This window comes from Micromonospora sp. DT41, assembly GCF_049841715.1.
In the GTDB taxonomy this organism is placed as follows: Bacteria; Actinomycetota; Actinomycetes; order Mycobacteriales; family Micromonosporaceae; genus Micromonospora; species Micromonospora profundi.
This window is the reverse complement of sequence record NZ_JBNCKU010000012.1, coordinates 22,809-43,845: the sequence shown is the minus strand read 5'-3', so window position 1 is coordinate 43,845 and position 21,037 is coordinate 22,809. Positions and strand designations below refer to the sequence as shown.

The window sequence follows — 21,037 nt, the reverse complement described above, 5'->3', positions numbered from 1 at the left end:
CGCCGCGCTGATCGATCGCACGCTCGAACGTGCGCGGCCAGATCGTCCAGGCTGTCGGGGTGGCTGCGCGCTCGCAGTTATCCTCTTCAGGTGCTGGCCCGTGTGGAGATCGTTGACGCGGGTCCGGCGCTTCGAAGGGACTAGCGACATGCCCCGTGTGGTACCGGCAGTCAACCGCGCACTCGACGTCCTCGAACTGTTCCTGGACCACCCTCAACTGTCGGCCCGTCAGGTGATGGAGCGGCTCGATCTGCCCCGTACCACGGTCCACGAACTGCTCGTCACGCTTGAGGCCCGCTCGTACCTGATCTCCGTCCCGGGCCAGCCGGTGCAGTATCGGCTGGGCATGCCGTTGTTCCAGCTCGGCGCGGCGTTCTCCGGCCGACTCGACTTGGTGCGTGAGGCGCAGTGCGTGGCGCGGGACGTGGCCGCCGCGTGTGACGAGGCTGTCCACGTGGCAGTCCTCGACGGCGCCGATGTCATCTACCTCGTTAAGTTCGACAGCACGCACCCGGTCCGGATGGTGTCCGCGGTGGGTCGGCGGTTGCCTGCCCACTGCACGGCGGTCGGCAAGATCCTGCTGTCGGGTCTCGACAAGGCAGGCCTGGACGCCGTATTGGCGAAGGGCGACCTGCTCGGCATGACGCCGGCCAGCATCACCGATCCGGATCTGCTCCGCGAGCATCTTGATCGTGTCCGGGCTGAGAGCGTCGCGGTCGACGTGGGCGAGTCGGACACCGCCATGCGTTGCGTCGCCGCGCCGGTTCGGGACCATTCCGGCGCGACCATCGCCGCTATGAGCCTGTCCGCGCCGATCATCCGCTGGACTCCTCAGGCGCACGTGGAGTGGGCCGGACTGGTTCGCGAGGGCGCTGCCGCGCTGTCCGCCCGGATGGGCTACCGGGCCCCGACCCGATAGAGCGCCGCCGCGACGAGCACTCCGACGCCCGGTAACGCGGCGGCGAGTTGCGCCGTCCCACTGATCCGGGCGCCGGTTTGCCGCCTTCCGTCGGAAACCGCATCGAAACATTGACATCACTTGCGCCGTTGCTCTAGCGTCGCGTCCACCCGATACGGTATCTCGAACTCGGTTCGAAATTTCGAACGGCGACGGCCCTCGCGGTCGACCGAACTGGCACCTCAGCACCGCTTTCTCAGCTCGACCGCGCCACGCACGTGATGGGTCTACGCGAACTCACTGATCGATGCGGGTGACTCAACTGTGGTCGCCCGGACAGAGACAGACAAGCAGGGGCATCGCGACGTTTCGTCAACTACGCCAACTGCGCCATCGGCGTGCAGCGATGCCGGGAGATGAAGGAGGCACATGTCCATGAAGGACAACCCGGTCTGGTCTCGGCGCGGCTTCCTGGGAGTAGGGGTGGGGGTGCTCGGCGCGACCGGTCTGGCCGCGTGTGGGGGCACCTCCGAATCGCCCACCAGGGTCCAGCCGGAGGTTCCACAGGAGCTCATCGACGCCGCCGCGGCGATGAAGGGCTCCTCGATGGGGATGCTGTCGCAGAAGCTGTATTCGACGGCGGCGAACGAAGCCCTCGACAGCTCGATCAAGAAGTTCGCCGACACCACCGGCACGAAGATCGAGAACAGCCTGGTTCAGGCCGACGCCGGTGACGTGGTGGCCAAGATCGACGCCGAGGTCAAGGGCGGGGTCGCGCGTGACCTGGCGTTCATGACCGACTCACGGTTCGTCGCGCAGTTCCAGGCGCTGGGCGACCTGGAGGACGTGACGGACGTCGTCCAGGCGCTCACCGCGAAGTATGGCGAGCCCTGCGCCGAGGCCAAGAACTTCTGCGTCTTCGACGGCAAGTGGTTCGCGATCCCGTACCACTTCATCGGGATCGGGTCCTTCCTGCGCAAGGACTGGATGCAGGACAAGGGCATCACCCCCAAGGACATCTACAGCTGGGAAGAGCTGCGGGACCTGTGCCTGGAGATCTCCGACCCGGCCAAGCGCCGGTTCGGCTGGGGCATGACGGTGAACCGGTCCGGTGACGGCAACGGCATGATCGAGGCGCTGATCAACGCGTACGGCGGGTCGATCGCCTCCAACGACGGCCGGAAGGTCACGTTCGACTCGCCCGAGACGGTGCAGGCGGTGACCTTCCTGGGCGACATCTACACCAACCCCAAGTACAAGCCGATGCTGCCGCCGGGGATCGCGAGCTGGACCGACACCAGCAACAACGAGAACTGGCTCGCCGGGATCCTCGGCTACACCCGCAACCAGTTCAGCGTCTACGCGGACTCCAGGACCAAGAAGAACCCGGTGTACGAGAAGACCCACGTGTTCTCGGACTGCATCGGGCCGGCGACCAACAACCCCCTGCTGCTCGGCCAGTCGCAGGGCTTCGTCGTCTTCAAGGGTGCCAAGAATCCCGCCCTCGCCAAGCTCCTGGCGCAGTACCTGGTCAGCGCGCCCGCGCTGCTCGGGGTGGCGAAGGAGGCCCCCGGCCTGGTCATGCCCGCCTGGGAGAAGGTCTGGGACGCCGACCCGTTCTTCACAAGCGGCGACCCGGCGTTCCCCATGCTCCGCAAGATCACTGAGCTGAAGCTGCCGCTGAACACGAAGAACGGCCTGTCCTTCCCGCAGAAGGCAAGCGCGGGTCAGCAGGCGGTCGGCGCAGCGTACGTCCTCACCGACATGATGCAGCAGGTCGTTCAGGGGACGGCTCCTGCGCAGGCAGTGAAGGCCGCCCACACGAAGATGGTGCAGATCTTCAACCAGCAGGGGCTGCCGCAGTGAGAACGGTTCGCCCTGCGCGGGTCCCGACGGCGAGGATTTCCCCGCCGTCGGGGCCCGGCTCACTCACGCCGACCCAGCGGCGGCTGGGTCGCGACTGGCGGCTCGCGGCGCTGTTCCTGGCGCCCATGGCCCTGCTGGTCGGCAGTCTCGTCATCGTGCCGATCGGCCGGTCGATACTCACCAGCACCACGGAACGGCACGGGCAGGACACCGTGTTCGTCGGCCTGGACAACTACCTCGCCCTCGTCGGCGACGACCAGTTCCACACAGGCGTGGTGAATTCGTTCGTCTTCACCGCGTACGCCGAGATTTTCAAGGTTGTCCTGGGTCTGGCCGCGGCCCTGCTGCTGCACCACAGGCGACGCGGGCGGGCCGTGCTGGCCGGGTTGCTGCTGGTGCCGTGGGTGGTGCCGACGGTGGTCACGGCGTTCAGTTGGCGTGCGCTGCTCGACCCGATCTTCGGCAGCGTCAACACGCTGCTCACCACTACCGGGATCGGGCCGCTGCTCGTCGACCTGCACCTTGTCGACAGTTGGCCGGCGGGCTGGCTGTCCGACCCGAATCTGGCCATGCCATCGGTGATCCTCGTGAACGTCTGGAAGGGCGTGCCGTTCTTCACTGTGTGTTTCCTGGCGGGGTTGAAGGCCATCCCGGCGGACCTCTACGAGGCGGCGACCATCGACGGCGCCTCGTCGTGGCAACGGTTCGCGAACGTGACGCTGCCCGGACTACGCCACGTGCTCACGGTGACGGTGACCCTGTCGTCGATCTGGACGTTCAACAACTTCGACCTCGTCTGGCTGCTGACGCAGGGTGGTCCGGGCGACGTGACCGCACCGTACGTGCTCGTCGCGTACTCGAAGGCGATCCTGCAACTCCAGTACGGCGCTGGCGCGGCGGTCACGCTCGTCATGCTGCCGATCATCGGCGGGCTGGTGTTCGTCCTGGTCCGGTTGTTGCGCCAGGACTCGGGTGCCAAACTCCCCCGAGGACGCCGGGCAGCGCGGTGGATCGAGGCGCAGCGGTGGGCCGGGACGGCGCGCAGGGCGATGCCGTGGGTCGTCACCGCATTGGTCACCGGTCTGCTGCTCTGGGCGTCGCCGCAGATCTTCTGGAAGGCGGCAGTGGTCCTCGGCGTGATCCTGCTGATCGCGGCGGCGGTCGGCCGGGTGGTCTCGGCCCTGAACTCCCGGGGCGGTCGCCGATCGTCGTCAGTCGTGTCGGGCGTCGGGTCCTGGGTCGCGCTGGCCGGGTTGCTCCTCTTCGTGCTGGGCCCGCTGTACTGGATCGCCGTCACGGCCTTCAAGTCCGAGGGTCAGGTCGTCATGCGCACTGACGACCTGTGGCCGACACCGTGGACGATGGAACAGTTCACAGCGCTCTTCGCCAACCAGCCGTTCGGCCGCTGGTACCTGAACACCATCCTGGTGTCCGCCGCCTCCACGACGGTGGCGCTTGTCTGCGCCGCCCTCGCGGGTTACGCGCTGGCCCGGCTGCGGTTCCGTGGGGCGCAGGGCTTCACCGTCACGGTGCTGCTCACCTACGTGATGCCGGGCGCCCTGCTGTTCATCCCGCTGTACCAGATGCTCATCGGCGCGCGGCTCACCGACTCGTTGTGGTCCCTTGTGGTCACGTACCCGACCTTCACGCTTCCGTTCGCCACCTGGCTGCTCGTGGGCTACTTCTCGTCGATCCCCATCGAGTTGGAGGAGGCCGCGCTTGTCGACGGCTGCACCCGCCTCCAGGCGTTCGGCCGGGTGGTGCTGCCGCTGGCCAAGCCGGGTCTGCTGGCGGTCGCGCTCTTCACACTGACAAACGCCTGGAACGAGTTCCTCTTCGCATTCGTGTTCATCACGAAGGACGAGTACAAGACGCTCCCCGTGGGGATGCAGTCGATGATCGCCGGAGACGTCGTGCCGCAGGGCCAACTCGCTGCGGCGTCGCTGCTCGTCAGCATCCCCGTGGTGATCATGTACGCCCTCGGGCAGCGCTTCCTGACCGAAGGGCTCACCGCGGGCGCGGTGAAGGGCTGAACCCACCCCCAAAGGAGCCGGTCACTGTCCTAACGTCTTCTCGAACCAGTGGTGGGCGTAGTGCTCGGTGTTGTACGCCTCGATCTCCCGGTAACCGGTCGCCCGGTACATGGCGATCGCCTCGGTGAGGTTGCGATTGGTGTCCAGTCGGACGGCGGCTGCTCCATGCTCGGCGGCGTAGCGTTCCAGCTCGCCCAGCAGCCGCCGTCCGACGCCGAGCCCTCGGACGGCGTCGGCCACCCAGACGCGCTTGATCTCGGCGGGTGCGTCGCCGTGGAGTTTGACGGCACCGCAGCCGACGGGCTCGCTGTTGAGGGTGGCGAGCAGGAGCACGCCGTTGGGTGGGACGAGCGCCTCGTCGTGCACCGGGTTGCTGAGCGCGGGGTCGAAGCCGTCGTCGAATCGTCGTGCGATGTCCCGGGCGTACGCGCGCAGGCACCCCCTGGCCCGTGGGTCACTCGGCGGGCACGGCTCGATGACGACCATCGAGCCGATGAGCAGTCGTTCGACCTCGGCCATGGCGGCGACGAGTCGTTCGCGGCGGTGGTCGGTGAGAGGTTCGAGGATCGAGGCGGCGAGCGCGTCGGACCGCTTGTCGAGTTGGTTCCACTCAGCCCGGCCGGCGTCGGTGAGCTGGGCTGTACGTACCCGGCCGTCGCCGCCCGCGTGGTCGGCCGGCCCCACGGTGATCAGCCCGTCGTTCTCCAGGGCGCGCAGGAGTCGGCTCAGATATCCCGAGTCCAGACCGAGGCGGGCTCGCAGTGCCGCGACCTCGGCGCCGGCGGGGCCGATCTCCCAGAGCAGGCGGGCCTGCCCCAGCGGGCGCCCCTGGGCCATGTATTCGTCGTCGAGGGCGCCGACCCGTTGGGTGACAGTCCGGTTGAACCGCCGGACGGCGGCGATGAGCCCAGAGTCCATAAGCCTGACTTTAGTCAGAGGATCGTGTGCGGCGGTAGGACATGATGCCGGCGCGGTCCAGCACGACCACCACGAGCAGCACACTGACGGCGGTCGCGCTTACCGCCACCAGGGGCAGCCGCAGGACGACCGACGCGCTGGCCAGCACGAACAGGGCGGCCACCCGCGACCACGAGAGCCGCCGGTGGATCGCCAGCGAGAAGAGGATCCGCCCGGCCAGGAACAGCATCGGACCGCCCACGATGACGACGACAGCCGTCGTGTCGCCGGCCTGCGTGGGGTGGGCGATGCTCAGTTCCGCCCCGACGGCGGTGACCACCAGCCCGGCGATCATCACCAGGTGCAGGTACGCCGTGATGACGCCGAGCCGGGACGGGTCGGCATGCTCGATGGCCGTACCCAGACGCAGGCCGGCGGGCGTTACGTAGAGCAGACCGATCAACACGGCGGTGGCGAAGACCAACAGGAAGGCGGCGGTCGCCGGGAGGTGCAGGCTTGTGTCGGCGTACGTGAGGCCGGCGACCAGCACAAGTTCGCCGAGCGCGATGATCATGATTTGCTGGTACCGCTCGGCGTAGTGCTCGCCGGCGAGGTGTAGTTCCCGCTGCCGGGCGCGTCCCAGCATAGGAGTGTGCCAGCCCAGCCGCGGCCCGACGAGGTCGAGCGCGAGGGCGAACACCCACAGCGGCACCCGCCAGGCCGGCAGGAACGCGCCGGCCAACCACGGCACGGCACGGCGGAGACGCTGAACCAGCAGAAGATCCGCAGGGTACGGCTCTGTAACGGATGGCCGCGCAGCGCGAAGGTGGTGACCGCGCCCCGGGCGACGTGAACCGCGACGTACGCGCCAGCGAAGAGCACGGCCCGCCCGTCCAGCGCCTGCGGAGTCGCCACCCCGGCCAGCAGGCTGCCCAGCGTGGCACCGATCAGCAGCGACCGCACCGCCGGGCTCTCCGGGTCGTACCAGTCGGCGAACCAGGCGGTGGTCACCCAGATCCACCAGATCCCGGTCAGCAGCAGCGCGGTACGCAGCGCACCGGCCACGGTGAGGTCGTGCAGCAGGTGCTGGGCCAGCTGGCTGAGGGCCAGGACGAACGCCAGGTCGAAGAACAGCTCCAGGAACGAGGCGCTGAGCGGGGTGTCGCTTCCCCGCAGCAGCCGGTCGGGCCTGCTCGCCATCGGCGCTCCTCCCGGGTGGCACGCACGCCCTGCGTCCGTCGTACCACCCGGAGTTCGCCGTCGACGGCGAAACGGTCAGCGGCGGACGCCGACCCCGGCATAGCCGTGCGAGTCCACGAGATCCGGCTCGGTGTCCGGCCGCCACTGGGTGGTCTCCACCAGGCCGGGCTCCACCAGGTCGTAACCGGCGAAGAAACGCAGCGTCTCGGCGTGGGTACGGGGCACCAGCGGAGCACTGCTGTTGCGGTAGATCGCCTTCCCCCGCTCGGCCAACTCCGGCGGAATGCCGTCCAACGTCAGGTGCGACAGCGCCAGGTGGCTGCCGGGCACCGTGGCGTCCCGCAGCCGGGCAACGGCACCCCACGGGTCGTCGTCATCCGACACGAAGTGCAGCACCGCGAGGAGCAGCACCGCCACCGGGCGGTTCAGGTCGAGCGTGCCGCGTAACGCCGGGTGGTCGAGCAGGTCGTCGGGCCGCCGCAGATCGCCCCGCACGACAGCAGTGCCGGGCACGTCGACCAACAACCTGCGGGCGTACGCGACAGCGACCTCGTCGTAGTCGACGTACACCACCCGGGAGTCGGGTGCCACGGCGCGCACCACCTCGTGCACGGTGCCCTGGGTGGGCAGGCCGGCACCGATGTCCAGGAACTGGCGTACGCCCTGCTCGGCGGCGTAGCGGACGGCCCGGCGCAGGAAGTGCCTGTTGGTCTGTGCGGCGGCCCCGGTCTCCGGAAAGATCTCCAGGACCCGTTGGGCGGCGGCCCGGTCGACGGCGAAGTTGTGGCTGCCACCGAGGAAGTAGTCGTACATCCGGGCGACGTTCGGTTGGGCGGTGACGTCGGCTGTGTCGGGTGCCTGATCGCTCACGAGGGGTCCCTTCGACGCGGTCCGAACTCGATGTCTAACACCCGAGGCGACGACCCGCTGACCCCTCGTGTCGTTGATCCGGCTGCACCCCTGGTCAACGCCGACCACCTTGGGGGCACCGCCGCACCGGGGAGGGACGCCGATGACCACTCAGCGGGAGACCGTGCGGGTCGACCACGACCTGTTCCGCGCCGTGTACGACTCGCCCGCCTCGTTGCCCGGCCGACACCGGTGGACCACACCGGAGTCGGACGTCCGGCGGCTGGAGAAGTTGCTCGGCATGCCGGCGCGCAGCATCGGCGCACCGCTCTGGGTAAGCGGCGACGAACCGGACTGCCCGAAGTGCGGCAGGCGGGTCACCTGGTACGACATCGTCTCGTCGGCGCTCTCCGGCCTGCACGACAAGAACATGATCGCCACCGTCATCCTCGGCGAACACAAGTACGTGAACACCGAGGTGCCGGCCGCCATCCCCGGCGTACGCTGCTCCGACTGCCACACCGCAATCGACGGTCTGCGCAGCTTCAAGTGCCACAACTGGGCGTACGCCTTCGAGGCGCTGGAGGCCGTCCGCGAGCGGATGGCCGGCGGCCTGCCGCCCGCCTGAGGGCGGGCGGCGAGGCGGTCAGGCGGCCGAGCGGCGGTCGGGGCGGCGACCGGGCGGGGAGGGCGGCTCCGGCCCGGGGTCGGGCACCGGCGGCATCGGCCGGGTGACCGGTTCCGCGCCGGTGACCCGCAGGTGCTCACCGTGGTGCCACAGCTCGACTGTGGCATCGGACGCGGCGTCGGGCAGCTCGTAGCGGACCTCGGCCGGCGTCAACGTGACCCGTAGCCGGTGGCCGCGCCAGCGCAGGCTGAACGCCAGCCGATCGATCCGCGAGGGCAACCGGGGGTCGAAGGAGAGCACCCCACGGTCGTCGCGCATTCCACCGAAGCCCTGCACCAACGCCAGCCACGCCCCGGCCAGCGAGGCCAGGTGCAGCCCGTCGGCGGTCTTGTCGCCAAGGTCGGCCAGGTCCTGCGTGACGGACTCGGCGAACAGGTCGTACGCCAGGTCGAGGTGCCCGACCTCGGCGGCAAGCACCGCCTGCGGGGCGGCCGACAGGGACGAGTCGCGGACCGTACGGGCCTCGTAGTAGGCGAAGTTGCGGGCCTTCTCCTCGGCGGTGAACTCGCCCGGGCAGTGCTGCATGGCCAGCACCAGGTCGGCCTGCTTGACCACCTGCTTGCGGTACAACTCCAGGTAGGGGAAGTTCAGGAGCAGCGGGTAGTCGTCCTCGTCGGTGTCGGCGAAGTTCCACTCCGGCTGCCTGGTGAACCCGGCGGCCTGCTCGTGCACCTCGCGCTCACTGTCGTACGGGATGAAGACCGCGTCGGCGGCGGCCCGCCAGCCGGCGATCTCGGCCGGGTCGACGCCGAGCCGCCCGGCGGCGTCGGAGTGGCGCTCGGCGGCGTCCGCCGCGCCCCGCAGGTTGCGCCGCGCCATCAGGTTTGTGAAGACGTTGTCGTCGACGAGCGCGGAGTACTCGTCCGGGCCGGTCACCCCGGGCAGGTGGAACGCGCCGGTGCCCGACCAGTGGCCGTAGCCGTGCCAGAGCCGGGCCGTCTCCACAAGCAGGTCCAGCCCTGCCTCGGCGAGGAACCGCTGGTCGTCGGTGGCCGCCACGTAGCGCAGCACCGCGTCGGCGATGTCCGCGTTGACGTGCAGCGCGGCGGTGCCGGCCGGCCAGTAGCCGGAGCACTCCCGGCCGCCGATGGTCCGCCACGGGAACGTCGCACCGGTAAGCCGCAGCTCGGCGGCCCGCTCCCGGGCCTCCGGCAGGTGGCTGTGCCGCCAGGCCAGCGCCGAGCGGGCCACCGCCGGTGCCAGGTAGGTGAGCACCGGCAGCACGTACGTCTCGGTGTCCCACATGACGTGACCGTCGTAGCCGTTACCGGTCAGGCCCTTGGCCGAGATCGTGCGGTCGCCGTCCGGGCGGCCCGCCTGGATCAGGTGGAACATGGCGAACCTGATCGCCTGCTGGAGTTCCGCGTCGCCGTCGAGCAGCACGTCGGCGACCTGCCAGGCGGCGTCCAGGCTGGCCCGCTGGTCGGTGAGCAGGGCGTCGAAGCCGTCCGCACGGGCGGCGTCCGCCTCGGCGACGACCAGGTCGGCCAACTCGTCGGCCGGCGGCCCGTCGACAGGCCCACACTCGTACGCGGCGAACTTCGTCAGCCGTACCCGCTCGCCTGGGTGCAGCCGACCGGCCACTGTCAGGCGTACCCGGTCGGGGATGTCGTCGCAGGTGGCGGTCACCGTGTCCGGCGCGTCCAGCAGGTGGCTGACCGCCACGGCGACGCGCTGCTCACTGCGCCCGGTGCGGTGCACGAGCACCCCGTCGAGGCCGTTCGTGTGATGCGCCTCGGCGGTAAGCGGATCGGTGGGCACCGAGGCGGCGCGCGGGTCGTCCGAGCGTTCCGGCACCCGCTCGTTGGCCAGCAGGTCCGAGCAGACACGCAGCTCGACGGGGGCGTCCAGTGGCTCGACCTCGTACCGGACGGCGGCAACCGGCCGACGGGGCAGGGACACCAGCCGGGTGCTGCGGATCAGCACCCTCCGCCCGGCGGGCGAGGTCCACTCGGTCTCCCGGCGCAGCACACCGGTGCGCAGGTCGAGCACCCGCTCGTGCCGGTGCAGCGTTCCGGTGCTGATGTCCAGCAGCTCGTCGTCCACCCACAGCCGGATGAGCGCGGCGTTCGGCGCGCTGATGACTGTGTCGTTGGCCTGCGGAAACGCGTACCCCTCCTCGGGGTAGGTCTGTTCACGCCGCTCGTGCAGGCCGTTGACGTAGCTGCCCGGCATCTCACCGGGCGCCCCCTCGTCGAGGACGCCTCGCCAGCCGACCCACCCGTTGCTCAACGCGAAGATCGACTCCGTCTCGCCGAGCCGGTCCAGATCGGCCCCGCTACGCCTGATCTGCCAGGTTTCGTCGTCCACCGTCCCAGCGGTGGGCGGCGGTTGGTCGGTGGCCGAACTGGTGTGCACGAAGCCTCCTGGGTGCCGACATCTTCTGACGAGCCAAGCAGAGACGCCTGTGCGGTTGCTGGACGAAGGTCGTGGGGTTGGCCTGACCTTCGGCTCCTGCGGTGCCCGCTGGCGCGTTCCTACGTTGTCTCCAACATCAAGGCGGTATGAACATCAGGTGAGGTGATTCATGGCCGACACCGGCAGCATTGACGTTCCGAAGATCAGCGAGGAGTGGTACCACGACGTGGTCGACGCCGCCGCCGACAGCCCGCAGGCGGTGCAGTGGTTCGTCGGGCACGCCACCGAGGGCGTGATCCTGCTGCTCGGCGCGCTGCTGTTGGTCGCCGCGCTGGGCCGCCTGGCCGGCGGCCCGCACAACCGGGCACTCGCCCTTGTCGCGCCGCTGCCGACCCTCCTGGCGTACGCGGGCAGCGAGTGGCTCAAGACCGTGGTGGACGAGGACCGGCCGTGCCGGACGATCAGGCAGGCGATCATCGCGAACGCCTGCCCACCACCCGGCGACTGGTCGTTTCCCAGCAACCACGCCACAGTCGCGGGAGCCCTGGCGGTCACCACGCTGCTGCTCTCCCGCCGACTCGGCCTCCTCGCACTGCCGCTGGCAGCGCTCGCCGCCTTCTCCCGCGTCTTCGTGGGCGTGCACTACCCGCACGACGTGGTCGCGGGTGTCCTGCTCGGCGCCCTGGTCGCCGCGGTGGTGACCCCGTTGCTGGCCCGCCCGGCCGCCGAGGCGCTACGCCGTAGGGCCGACCGCGCCCGCCGCCCGGAACCCGACCTGGCAGGCCGATCACACCGCTGACCCTCCCCGGGCCGCCCGATCCTGGTTGCCGCCCGATCCTGGTTGTAGTGGCTCTAGCCGCGAGCGATGCCACTGGATCCTGGATCGAGGGCGGTCAGGTGGACCGAGGTGGTCAGGTGGACCGAGGTGGTCGGGCAGATCGGGGGTGGTCAGGTGACCAGCAGGAGAGCGCCCGCCGTGCCGAACAACAGGAACGGGCCGAACGGCAGGTGGGTGGACCAGCGCGCTCGCCGGGCCGCCAACAGACCGATGCTGACCAGGGCGGACAGCCCGAAGGCGAGCAGCAGCCCGACCACCACTACAGGCCAGCCGTACCAGCCCAGCAGCGCGCCCACACTGAGCGCCAACTTCGCGTCACCGAGCCCGAAGCCGCGCCGACCGAGCAGCAGCGTGCTGGTGGCGAAGAGCAGTGCCAGCCCGGTGCCGGCGGCGACGGCCCGCAGCCAGGGTGCCGGCTCAGCGGCGACCAACGCGGCAGCACCGAGCAGCAGCCAGGTGCCGGCCGCCGCTGGCAGGGTGAGCCGGTCGGGCAACCGGTGCACGGCCAGGTCGACGAGCACCGCCGGGATCGTCCACCCGAGCCACCAGGCAAGCGCCGGCAGCGCCCCGGCGGCCGGGCCGACAAGCACCAGCAGCACCACAGCGGCGAGCGCGGCCACCTCGACGATTCCGGGCGGCGGTCCGACAGGGGCTCGACACCGACCGCAGCGGCCGACCGGGGTGAGCGCCGGCCAGGGCCGGGTCAGCCCGACCGGTTCGCCGCAGGCGTCGCAGCCGGTCCGGCTTACGGTGCCCGACGGTACGGCGTAGCGCAGGGCGGCCAACCGCAGCAGCGGGCTGACCGACAGGACGGCCAGAATGGTCGAGAGCCGGACGGCCGGGCTCCGATCGGGTCGACGGTGCTGGCCCGGTGCGGCCGTCGCAGGGCCGGTCAGTGCCATGTCGGTCCCACCGACGGGTCGACATCCCCCGCGAAGGCGAACACGTATCGTGACGCAACGATCGCTCTGGTGTAGCGGATGGCGCGGAAAGCGACCTTGAACTTCGGGCGGCCGACGACACCGTGGACCGGGTCGACGCCGGCCACCGAGCCGGACCAACCCCCTCGCCGATCGGCCCCCAACCCCGTCGGGATGCCGGGATGAGGGCGCGATGTCCCACTCCCGAGCCCACCGGAGATCGTCCGGCAGACGGCACCGACCCGACAAGGCCCGAGCGTGGCCCGACCTCCTGCCGACCGTTGCCCGCAGCGCAGCACGGACACCCGCCACCACCACCCATCATCACGCAGCGTGTTCACTTGAATTGCCTCTGTTGCATCAGCGGACGTCAGCTTATGCTCGCCCCTTGAGTGTGACGCAAGCCTCACTCCATCGACCGAACAGCACGGGACATTGCATTTGTAAAGATCCGTAACGGTGAATGTGGAAGCGCAATGAACGGCTTCGGATGGGCTCATCCGGGCGCGCTCCCGCATGCCCTGCGGCGGTGACCCCCTCGCCGCAGGGCGATCACGAGGAGGGCTCGACGGTGCGCGGACGGCAGCTCAGAAGAGCGGCAATCTGCCTGCTAGTGGCCGCCGCAGCGGTGCCGACCGCCGCCTGTGGCAGCGAACGGGAGACCGTCGAACGGCCGACGGTGCCACGAGGCGCGGACCGACAAGCAGATTCGGGCGCCGATCGACTCGCTGCGGAAAAGGCGGCGCTCGACGCATATGCCGGCTATCTCGCGGCTTCACGCGCGGCGAGTGGGCGCAGCGATCCACATGCGCCGGAACTGTCCCGCTTTCTCGCTGATCCACTACTGACCCGGGTCCAAATGTCCATTCTCCAGGCCAAGGAGCACGGCGCGATGCGTACCGGGACGTTGAAATCCGACCCGACCGTCACCTCGGTCAGCCTGGACTCGAAGCCGGCCACCGTGGAGATCCAGGACTGCCTGGACGCGACCGGCTACCGACTGGTCTACGCCAAGGACCGACGGGTCGTCCCCGGCAGCGGCGGCGGCAGGCACCTGGCCACCGCCACTGCCACCCGCTACCCGGACGGCCGATGGCTGATCAACTCCGGCGCCGCACACCAGGACCAGCCGTGCTGACCCGGGGAGGAAAGGGCACCCCGGTCGGTCGGATGCTCGCCGGCGTCGGCCTTGCGCTGCTGCTGGTGGTCGGCACGACCCTGCCGGCTGCCGCCGCCCGGCGCGCCGACCCCGGCGTGGAGTGCCCACCCGGCCAGCCCGACTGCAACGTCTGGGACGACGAGCCCGGCACCCCCGGCGGTCCCGGTGGCGGCGGCGACAACGGCGGCGGGGACTCCGGCGGCGGCGGAGGCGGAGGTGTCTGCCAGTGGGCGGGCCGGACCATCCCCTGCTACCACGAGACGCTCGGCTGGTTCGACAACGGCAGCGGCTGCTACTACAAGCTCGCCCAGCCGCAGAACGAGGCGCCCGAAGGTCAGCAGTGGTACGTCGAGACCTGCAACGGCGGCGACCTCGGTGCCCAGAACGTGGTGCTGCGCAGCACCCCGCCCCCCGGGTTCGGCGCACCACCCGACCCGGAGGAGTTGGCCCGCAGGGCACTCGCGTCGATCAAGCTGCTGCCCGCGCGGCTGCGGGTGGCACCCCGCAAGGACATCGGGCCCGGCCTGGTCGGCCTCCCGGTCTGGATGTGGGCCACCCCGAGCGAAAGCTACTTCGGGCCGCTACGCGCGTCCGCGTCCGACAGGGGGTTGACAGTCACCATCGAGGCGAAGGTCGACCGCATCGTCTGGGACATGGGCAACGGCGACAAGGTCACCTGCACCGGCCCCGGCACCCCGTACGACGCGAAGGGCAAGCACGCAGGCCGACCCTCCCCGGACTGCGGCTACCGCAACGGCTACCCGAAGGCCGACACGTACCAGGTGGGTGCCACAACGTTCTGGACGGTGCGCTGGTGGACCGGTAGCGGCGTCGAGGGCGAACCGATCGCCCAGACCCGGACCAGTGGCACCGTGCCGGTCCAGATCAACGAGCTCCAGGTGGTGACCAGGTGACAAGCGAGCGAACGGAGCATGACCGGTGAGTCTGGCGACGCGTAACGGGGCCGGGCAGGTGGACGCGCCGGTCAGCCCGCCGAAGGTGGTACGGCAGCGCCGGGTTCGCCCCGGGCTGCTCGGCCTGGCCGTACTCCTGATCGCCCTGGGTGGTCTGGGCGCCGCGTTCGCGGTCACCTCGGTCCGGGCAACGGGCAGTTACCTCGCGGTGGCTCGGCCGGTGGAGGTGGGGCGGGAGATCAGCGCCGACGACCTGATCACCGTCCAGGTCGCCGGCGGGCAGGGGCTGGACCCGGTGCCCGCCGCCCGGCTGGACGAGGTGGTCGGCAAGCGGGCCGCCGTGGCCCTGCTGCCCGGCACCCTGCTCACCCTCGGGCAGGTCACCGACGCCCCGCTGCTCGGTCCGGGTCAGCAGCAGATCGCGCTGGGCCTGAAGCCCGCTCAGGTGCCGGCGCGTGAACTGCACCCCGGCGACAAGGTCCTGCTGGTCAGCACGCCGGACGACAACGCCACCGGGGCGACCGCCACGGGCACCCGGTTCGCAGCCACCGTGATCGACATGATCAGCCCGACGGACAACGAGAGAGTGCTGTACCTGGCGCTTCCCGTCCGGGACGTACCCGCGGTGGTGGCGCTGGCTGCCCAGGAGCGGCTCGCCGTCGTGCTCACCGAGGCGGCCTGAGGATGGCGATCATCGCGCTGGTGTCCGCGAAGGGTTCGCCCGGGGTGACCACCTCGGCGCTGGCCTGCGCGCTGGCCTGGCACCGCCGACTGGTCCTCGCCGAATGCGACCCGGCCGGCGGATCGATCCTCGCCGGATACCTCGGCGGCCAGTTGGACGGGCCGCGCGGGATCGGCGAACTGGCCGTCGGGGAGCTGCGGGACGGCAACCTGGAGACGGCGTTCTGGTCGCAGCTTGTCGACCTGGACGCGCCCCGCCGGGAACGGCTGCTGTTGCCCGGCATTGTCGACCCGGCCCAGGCCGGCAGTGTCACACCGCTCTGGCAGCGCTTCGCGGACTACTTCACCGCCCTGGACCGCGGCAACCCCGGCTACGACGTGCTCGTCGACTGCGGTCGCCTGCATGTCACCGGCCCACCGTTGCCACTGCTGCGGGCCGCCTCGGTGGTGCTGCTCGTGACCCGCGCCCACCTGCCGGACCTGTCCGGAACGCGGGCCGTGGCCACCGCCCTCGAACGGGACTTCGCCGACCACCGGGTGCCGCCGGGCACGCTACGGCTGCTGCTGGTCGGCGACGGGCACGGACGTACCGAGATCAGCCGCGCGTTGAAACTGCCGGTCATCGCCCGACTGCCGCACGATCCGCGTACCGCGCAGGTGCTGGCCCTTGGTGGCACGGTGCGGTCCGGACGGCCGCTGCTGCGCGCGGCCGCCGGGTTGGAGGTGCCGGTCGGCGCGCTGCTGGAACGACGGCGGGCGCGACTGGCCTGGCCGGTACAGCAGGTGGTGCCCGATGCGGTTTGAGCCGGTCTCCGCCGACCCGCGCCAGCAGCCGCCGGGTGCGACGTCCACGGCACCGCCGCTGCCCACGCCGAACGGCCGGCACCACCCGCCGATGCCGACTCCGGTCCCCGCCGTCACCGCGCCGCCGGAGCAACCCCGGCCGCGGACGGATTTCCAGGTGGTACGGGAGCTGCGCCGCGAACTGACCGAACGCCTCACCCTGTGGCAGCGCGGCCGGGAGTTCACAGTCGACGAGGAGGACACCGAACGGGCGCGGCTGGCCGTCGCGGTGGTCGCCGAGTACGCCGACGCGGTCCGCCGGGCCGGTACGCCGATGGCCGCCGGCGAGGAGCGCCTGCTGCTCGATCAGGTGACGGCCGAGCTGGTCGGGCTGGGTCGGCTACAGACCCTCCTTGTCGACGACACCATCGAGGAGGTACACATCCTCGGTTGCGACCAGGTGCGCATCACCAGGCACGGCGGTGGGGTGGACTGGGCCGAGCCGATCGCCGACAGCGACGCCGAACTGGTGGAGATCCTCCAGGCGGCGGCCCGGCGAGCCGGCGCGACCGAACGGTCACTGTCCACTGTGAAACCGACACTCGACCTGCAACTGCCCGACGGCAGCCGGCTGGCCGCGGTGTTCCTGGTCAGCCACCGCCCGTACGCGGTGATCCGCAAGCACAACACGCTCGACGTGAGCCTGGACGACGTGGCCGGCGCCCGGGGCGACCTGGACGAGATGATCGATCCGCTGCTGCGCGACTTCCTCCGTGCGGCGATGCGCGCCGGGCTGAACATCATGGTGGCCGGGTTGGCCGGTGCCGGAAAGACCACGATCATCCGGGCGTTGATGAACGAGATCCCGCCCGACGAGCCGTACGTGCTGCTGGAGGAGAGCCGGGAGCTGTTGCCGGCCCGACGCCGGGAGCGACACCGGGCGGTGATGAGCTTCGAAGCCCGTGAGGGGCACGGCGAGCGCGGCTTCGACGGCCGGCCGGCGGGCGAGGTGACGATCGCCGACCTGATCCCGCTGTCGCTGCGGATGGGCGTACTGCGGATCATCGTGGGCGAGGTGCGCTCCCGGGAGATCGTGCCGATGCTCCAGGCGATGACCACCAGCCGGGGTTCGATGTGCACGATCCACGCCCGTACGGCCTCCGGGGTCGGTGAGCGGATCGTCGAGCTGGCGCTGGCCCACGGCCGCGAGATGACAGTCGACCAGGCCCGGCGGATGGCCGGCAACGCCCTCGACCTGATCGTCTACGTCACCGTCGAGGACGAGACCGCGATCGGTGGACGCAAGCACCGGTTCGTCTCCCACGTGGAGGAGGTGATCGGGGCCGGTGAGGCCGGACGGATCACCACCACAACAGTGTTCGGGCCGGGCCCGGACGGCCGCGCGGTCCCCCGGCACCTGCCCGAGCGGGTCCGCGACCAGTTGCTGCGGGTGGGCTACGACGCACGGCTGCTGACCAGGTGGATCGAGGCCGGCACCGGAGCGTGGCGCCGCCCCCGACAGACCCGACTGGCACGGCGGTGACGTGATGGGAAACAGCCTGGAGTTGATCGCCGTGGTCTCCGGGGCCGCCTGTGTCGCCGGACTGCTGCTGGCCGTTGTCGCGCTTGTGGGCACCCGCCGGCCCGCCGGCCCCGGTCCCGGCGCGGGCCCCGGCCTTGGTCGATTGTGGCGCGGATCCAGCCCCAACCCCGCCGAGCAGCGCGCCCATCAGGCATTGCTGCTCGCCGCAGTGGTGGCCGGCGCGCTTGCCTTCCTGCTGACCGGGCTGCCGGTGGTGGGTCTGCTGGTGGCGGTGGCGGTACCCGGCACGCCGTGGCTGTTCGCGGTGGGCAAGGCCGAGCAACGCGCCATCGCCCGGATCGAGGCGGTCGGCGAGTGGACCCGCCGCCTCAAGGACGTCTCCGGCATCGGGCAGGGCCTCCAGCAGTCGATCATCGGCACGATCGGCAGCGTGCCACCGGGCATCGAGGACGAGGTACGGCTGCTCGCCGCCCGGTTGCAGGCCGGCTGGACGGCGCGTACCGCGTTGCTGGCCTTCGCCGACGAGATCGGCGACCCGGTCTGCGACCAGGTGGTGGCGGCCTTGATCCTGCACCTGAGCGACAGAGGTGAGCGGCTCGGTGACGTGCTCGGCTCGATCGCCGGCGCGGCTGCGGCGGAGGTCGCCACCCGCCGGGAGATCGAGGCCAAGCGCACCCAGCCCCGGTTCGCGGTCCGCTTCCTCACCGGCATGACCCTGGCGACCCTGGCGTACGGGCTGATCAACACCGAGTACATCAAGCCGTACGGCACGACGACCGGCCAGGTGGTGATGGCAGCCCTCGGCGCGGCCTTCATCGGTCTGCTGGCCTGGGTCCGTTCGATGAGCCAGCCGCAGCGCCCGGCCCGGTTCCTGCCGGCGCCGGACCCGCAGGAGGTGGTGGCGTGAACGCGAGCAGCACGGGCCCGCGCGGCGGAGGTGAGCGCCGATGATCGTCGTCAACTGGCACCTCGCCATCGCCGTGTGCGGTGGGGCCACCATCGGGTTGGGCCTGTTCCTTGTGATCCGGGAACTGGTGCCGGCGACCCCGGCGCTCGGGCCGGCGCTGCGCAGGTTGCACCAGCCGCCCAGCCTCGGCCGGGTCGCCGCTCCCACGTCCCGGCAACCGGACTGGTTGACCGGGCTGGCCCGCTGGCTGCGACCGCCGCACCGACAGCTCGCCCTGATCGGGCAGACCTCCGAGCAGTACGCGCTGTCGGTGCTGCTCTCCGCGCTGATCGGGCTGGCCACGCCGACCCTGCTCGGCGTCGCGCTGTTCGTACTCGGCATCTCGTTTCCCCTGGTCATACCGGTGCTCGGCAGCCTCGGCATGGCGCTGGTCGCCGGGCTGCTGGCGCACCGGTCGGTGCTGAGCAAAGCGGATGCCGCCCGGGACGAGTTCCGTCAGGCCGTCTGCACCTACCTGGACCTGGTGGCGTTGCAACTGTCCGCCGCGCACGGGCCTGTGCAGTCGTTGGAAAGGGCCGCCGCGGTCTGCGACGGCTGGGTCTTCGACAGACTCCAGGAGGCCCTGCGGATCGCCCAGATGCAGATGCACGCGCCCTGGGACGAACTGCGCGACCTCGCCGACAAGATCGGCATTCCGGAGCTGGGGGACGTCGGCGCCATCATGCGGTCCTCCGGCAGCGAGGGCGCGCAGGTGCACGAGACCCTGCGCAGCCGGGCCGACTCGTTGCGCGACCAGATCCGCACCGACAACCTCGCCCGCGCCGAGGGCGTGACCAGCCGACTCGACATCCCGGGCGCACTGCTCGTCTTCGTGCTGCTCGGCTTCGTCGTCTATCCGTTCCTCGCCCGAGTCTGACCACACCCCGAGAAGGAGTACGCCATGTCCCTCATCAGCTACCTGCACGTCGTGCTGACGACGCGCCTCGCCGAGGTGCGCCGCGACGGCGAGCGCGGCGACAGCCCGGTCCCGACCGCTGTGATCATCTTCGGTCTGGTCTTCGTGGCGACAATCGTCACCGGACTGGCCCTGAGCAAAGCCAACGACTGGATGACGAACATTCCGACCCACACGAACCCGAAGTAGCAAACATGCGCGGAGCCGCGTACCCGTGCTGGCGCCGGGCGGTGTCGACCGCCCGGCGTCGGCTCGTGGCCGGTGACCGGGAGCGGGGTGCCAACCCTGTGGAGTTGGCAGTGGTGATGCCGCTGATCCTGCTGCTGTTGTTCGCGTCGATCCAGGTCTCGGCCGTCTTCCTGGCCCGCTCCACGGCGTTGAACGCCGCGCAGAGCGGGGTCAACGCCGAGCGGCTGTATCAGGCGCCCGAGGGCGCCGGGGCCGCCAGCGCCACACGGTTCCTGACCGCCACCGGCGGCTGGCTGGTGGGCTGGGACAAGAACGGCCCGAGCTGCGTCACCACCGAGGTCGAGGTGACCTGCACGGTGCGCGGCCGGTCCCTGTCGGTGGTGCCCGGCGTGGACTTCGCGGTGCAGCAGACCGCCCACGGGACGGCGGAGCGGGTGACCCAGCCGTGAACCGTCCCGCCGAGCGCGGCTCGGTCTCCATCGAGGTGGCGGTGCTCGCGCCCGCGTTCATCGCGCTCATGGTGCTGGCCGGTGTGGCCGGGCGCAGCGCGGTGGCCGCCGAGGCGATCGACGCCGCCGCGCACGACGCCGCCCGCGCCGCCTCGATCTCCCGGGACGCCGGCACCGCCCGCGCCCAGGCGCGTGATGCCGTCAGCAAGCAGCTTGATTGGCGAGGGCTGGCCTGCACCGACGCCCCCACGCTGACGTTCACCGGCTCGGTGCAGGGCCGGGCCAGCAGCTTCGACGACGCCTTCCGCAGCCCCGTCGGGCAGGACGCCACTGTCACCGTCCGGGTCGCCTGCCGGGTGTCCTTCCGGGACCTGCGGCTCGCCGCGCTGCCCGGCATGCCTACCGACAACCGCATCGTGGCGAGCTTCACCTCACCCCTGGACCGCTACCGGAGCCGGCGATGAGCACCCCGACAGCTGTACGTCCGCTGACCGACGACCACGGCCGGGTCAGCATCTTCCTGGCGGTGGCGATGATCGGCGTACTGGCCATCATCGGGCTCTCCTTCGACGGCGCCGGGCAACTACGCACTCTGCAACGCGCTGACAACCTGGCCGCCGAGGCGGCACGCGCGGGCGGGCAGGCCATCGACCGGGCAACAGCGATCGAAGGCGGGCCGAAGCGGATCAACGAACCACAGGCACGCGTCGCGGTCGCCAACTACCTGTCCGCCGCAGGCACCAACGGCCACACCGTGAGCTTCCCGCGCATCGCCGGGGAGACCGTCGTCCAGGTACGCGTCACGATCACCTACCGCCGCTCGATGCTCGGGCTGTTCGGCTTCGCCGACCGGGTCACCGTCACCGGCGAGGCCACCGCGCGGGCCATCACCGCAGACCCGTAGGAAGGG

At 70.7% G+C, this 21,037-nt stretch carries 21 protein-coding genes and 1 pseudogene; 16 read left to right on the top strand and 6 right to left on the bottom strand.

The genetic code is table 11. The features are described from left to right. Positions 1 to 148: 148 nt before the first annotated feature. The 3 genes from ACLQ23_RS22385 (at position 149) to ACLQ23_RS22375 (ending at position 4,797) form a co-directional block, all read left to right on the top strand. Positions 149 to 919, top strand: a complete 771-nt coding sequence (locus ACLQ23_RS22385) for an IclR family transcriptional regulator (protein ID WP_355627414.1) — start codon at positions 149 to 151, stop codon at positions 917 to 919. A gap of 408 nt (positions 920 to 1,327) precedes the next feature. Further along, positions 1,328 to 2,764: an extracellular solute-binding protein gene (locus ACLQ23_RS22380; RefSeq protein ID WP_355587888.1), complete on the top strand. Its 1,437-nt coding sequence runs from the start codon at positions 1,328 to 1,330 to the stop codon at positions 2,762 to 2,764. Then, positions 2,761 to 4,797, top strand: coding sequence for an ABC transporter permease subunit (locus ACLQ23_RS22375; protein ID WP_425734905.1), 2,037 nt, complete (start codon positions 2,761 to 2,763; stop codon positions 4,795 to 4,797). Before ACLQ23_RS22380 ends, ACLQ23_RS22375 begins: the two co-directional genes overlap by 4 nt. 21 nt (positions 4,798 to 4,818) lie before the next feature. Here the strand turns inward: ACLQ23_RS22375 and ACLQ23_RS22370 are convergent, their stop codons facing one another. From ACLQ23_RS22370 to ACLQ23_RS22355, 4 genes and pseudogenes are all read right to left on the bottom strand, one after another. Further along, complete coding sequence (locus tag ACLQ23_RS22370) at positions 4,819 to 5,715, bottom strand: GNAT family N-acetyltransferase (RefSeq protein ID WP_425734906.1); 897 nt, start codon at positions 5,713 to 5,715, stop codon at positions 4,819 to 4,821. Positions 5,716 to 5,725: 10 nt separating this feature from the next. Continuing rightward, positions 5,726 to 6,445 (bottom strand): low temperature requirement protein A, encoded by a 720-nt coding sequence (locus tag ACLQ23_RS22365; RefSeq protein ID WP_425881034.1) that lies wholly within the window; start codon positions 6,443 to 6,445, stop codon positions 5,726 to 5,728. A gap of 53 nt (positions 6,446 to 6,498) precedes the next feature. Beyond that, positions 6,499 to 6,894, bottom strand: a pseudogene (locus ACLQ23_RS22360) (low temperature requirement protein A); the annotation flags it as partial. Positions 6,895 to 6,969: 75 nt separating this feature from the next. Then, complete coding sequence (locus ACLQ23_RS22355; protein WP_425734908.1) at positions 6,970 to 7,764, bottom strand: SAM-dependent methyltransferase; 795 nt, start codon at positions 7,762 to 7,764, stop codon at positions 6,970 to 6,972. A gap of 142 nt (positions 7,765 to 7,906) precedes the next feature. Between ACLQ23_RS22355 and ACLQ23_RS22350 the strand changes: the two genes are divergently transcribed. Further along, on the top strand, positions 7,907 to 8,371 hold the full coding sequence (locus ACLQ23_RS22350) for a hypothetical protein (RefSeq protein WP_355627400.1): 465 nt from the start codon (positions 7,907 to 7,909) through the stop codon (positions 8,369 to 8,371). Positions 8,372 to 8,389: 18 nt separating this feature from the next. Here the strand turns inward: ACLQ23_RS22350 and ACLQ23_RS22345 are convergent, their stop codons facing one another. Further along, on the bottom strand, positions 8,390 to 10,789 hold the full coding sequence (locus ACLQ23_RS22345) for a glycoside hydrolase family 65 protein (protein ID WP_425881033.1): 2,400 nt from the start codon (positions 10,787 to 10,789) through the stop codon (positions 8,390 to 8,392). A gap of 169 nt (positions 10,790 to 10,958) precedes the next feature. On the opposite strand from ACLQ23_RS22345, the gene ACLQ23_RS22340 reads away from it, so the two are divergent. Further along, positions 10,959 to 11,588: a phosphatase PAP2 family protein gene (locus ACLQ23_RS22340; RefSeq protein WP_425881032.1), complete on the top strand. Its 630-nt coding sequence runs from the start codon at positions 10,959 to 10,961 to the stop codon at positions 11,586 to 11,588. A 149-nt stretch (positions 11,589 to 11,737) separates the two neighbouring features. Here the strand turns inward: ACLQ23_RS22340 and ACLQ23_RS22335 are convergent, their stop codons facing one another. Then, positions 11,738 to 12,529 (bottom strand): prepilin peptidase, encoded by a 792-nt coding sequence (locus tag ACLQ23_RS22335; protein WP_425881031.1) that lies wholly within the window; start codon positions 12,527 to 12,529, stop codon positions 11,738 to 11,740. 589 nt (positions 12,530 to 13,118) lie between these two features. Here ACLQ23_RS22335 and ACLQ23_RS22330 point away from each other — a divergent pair. From ACLQ23_RS22330 to ACLQ23_RS22280, 11 genes are read left to right on the top strand one after another with little or no spacing between them, the layout of a single operon-like run. Further along, positions 13,119 to 13,685, top strand: a complete 567-nt coding sequence (locus ACLQ23_RS22330) for a hypothetical protein (protein WP_425735021.1) — start codon at positions 13,119 to 13,121, stop codon at positions 13,683 to 13,685. Next, entirely contained in the window at positions 13,679 to 14,620 is a 942-nt protein-coding gene (locus ACLQ23_RS22325) for a hypothetical protein (protein ID WP_425734911.1), read from the top strand. Before ACLQ23_RS22330 ends, ACLQ23_RS22325 begins: the two co-directional genes overlap by 7 nt. 25 nt (positions 14,621 to 14,645) lie before the next feature. Continuing rightward, a complete protein-coding gene (locus ACLQ23_RS22320; RefSeq protein ID WP_355627394.1) occupies positions 14,646 to 15,302 on the top strand; it encodes an SAF domain-containing protein in 657 nt (218 codons plus the stop codon). A 2-nt stretch (positions 15,303 to 15,304) separates the two neighbouring features. Beyond that, complete coding sequence (locus ACLQ23_RS22315) at positions 15,305 to 16,105, top strand: ParA family protein (protein ID WP_355627391.1); 801 nt, start codon at positions 15,305 to 15,307, stop codon at positions 16,103 to 16,105. Next, a complete protein-coding gene (locus ACLQ23_RS22310) occupies positions 16,095 to 17,627 on the top strand; it encodes a CpaF family protein (RefSeq protein ID WP_355627388.1) in 1,533 nt (510 codons plus the stop codon). Before ACLQ23_RS22315 ends, ACLQ23_RS22310 begins: the two co-directional genes overlap by 11 nt. A 4-nt stretch (positions 17,628 to 17,631) precedes the next feature. Further along, a complete protein-coding gene (locus ACLQ23_RS22305) occupies positions 17,632 to 18,534 on the top strand; it encodes a type II secretion system F family protein (protein WP_053652354.1) in 903 nt (300 codons plus the stop codon). Positions 18,535 to 18,574: 40 nt separating this feature from the next. Next, a complete protein-coding gene (locus ACLQ23_RS22300) occupies positions 18,575 to 19,450 on the top strand; it encodes a type II secretion system F family protein (RefSeq protein WP_053652062.1) in 876 nt (291 codons plus the stop codon). A gap of 24 nt (positions 19,451 to 19,474) precedes the next feature. Further along, the gene (locus tag ACLQ23_RS22295; RefSeq protein ID WP_053652060.1) at positions 19,475 to 19,678 is read left to right on the top strand and encodes a hypothetical protein; all 204 of its coding nucleotides are present in this window, start codon (positions 19,475 to 19,477) and stop codon (positions 19,676 to 19,678) included. A gap of 5 nt (positions 19,679 to 19,683) precedes the next feature. Beyond that, positions 19,684 to 20,127, top strand: coding sequence for a TadE/TadG family type IV pilus assembly protein (locus ACLQ23_RS22290; protein WP_355587862.1), 444 nt, complete (start codon positions 19,684 to 19,686; stop codon positions 20,125 to 20,127). Then, positions 20,124 to 20,591 carry a TadE/TadG family type IV pilus assembly protein gene (locus tag ACLQ23_RS22285; RefSeq protein WP_425734912.1) on the top strand — a complete coding sequence of 156 codons (468 nt, stop codon included), beginning with the start codon at positions 20,124 to 20,126 and terminating at the stop codon, positions 20,589 to 20,591. The genes ACLQ23_RS22290 and ACLQ23_RS22285 overlap by 4 nt, the downstream gene beginning before the upstream one ends. Next, positions 20,588 to 21,031, top strand: a complete 444-nt coding sequence (locus tag ACLQ23_RS22280) for a pilus assembly protein TadG-related protein (RefSeq protein WP_355587858.1) — start codon at positions 20,588 to 20,590, stop codon at positions 21,029 to 21,031. The genes ACLQ23_RS22285 and ACLQ23_RS22280 overlap by 4 nt, the downstream gene beginning before the upstream one ends. The last annotated feature ends 6 nt before the right edge of the window (positions 21,032 to 21,037 follow it).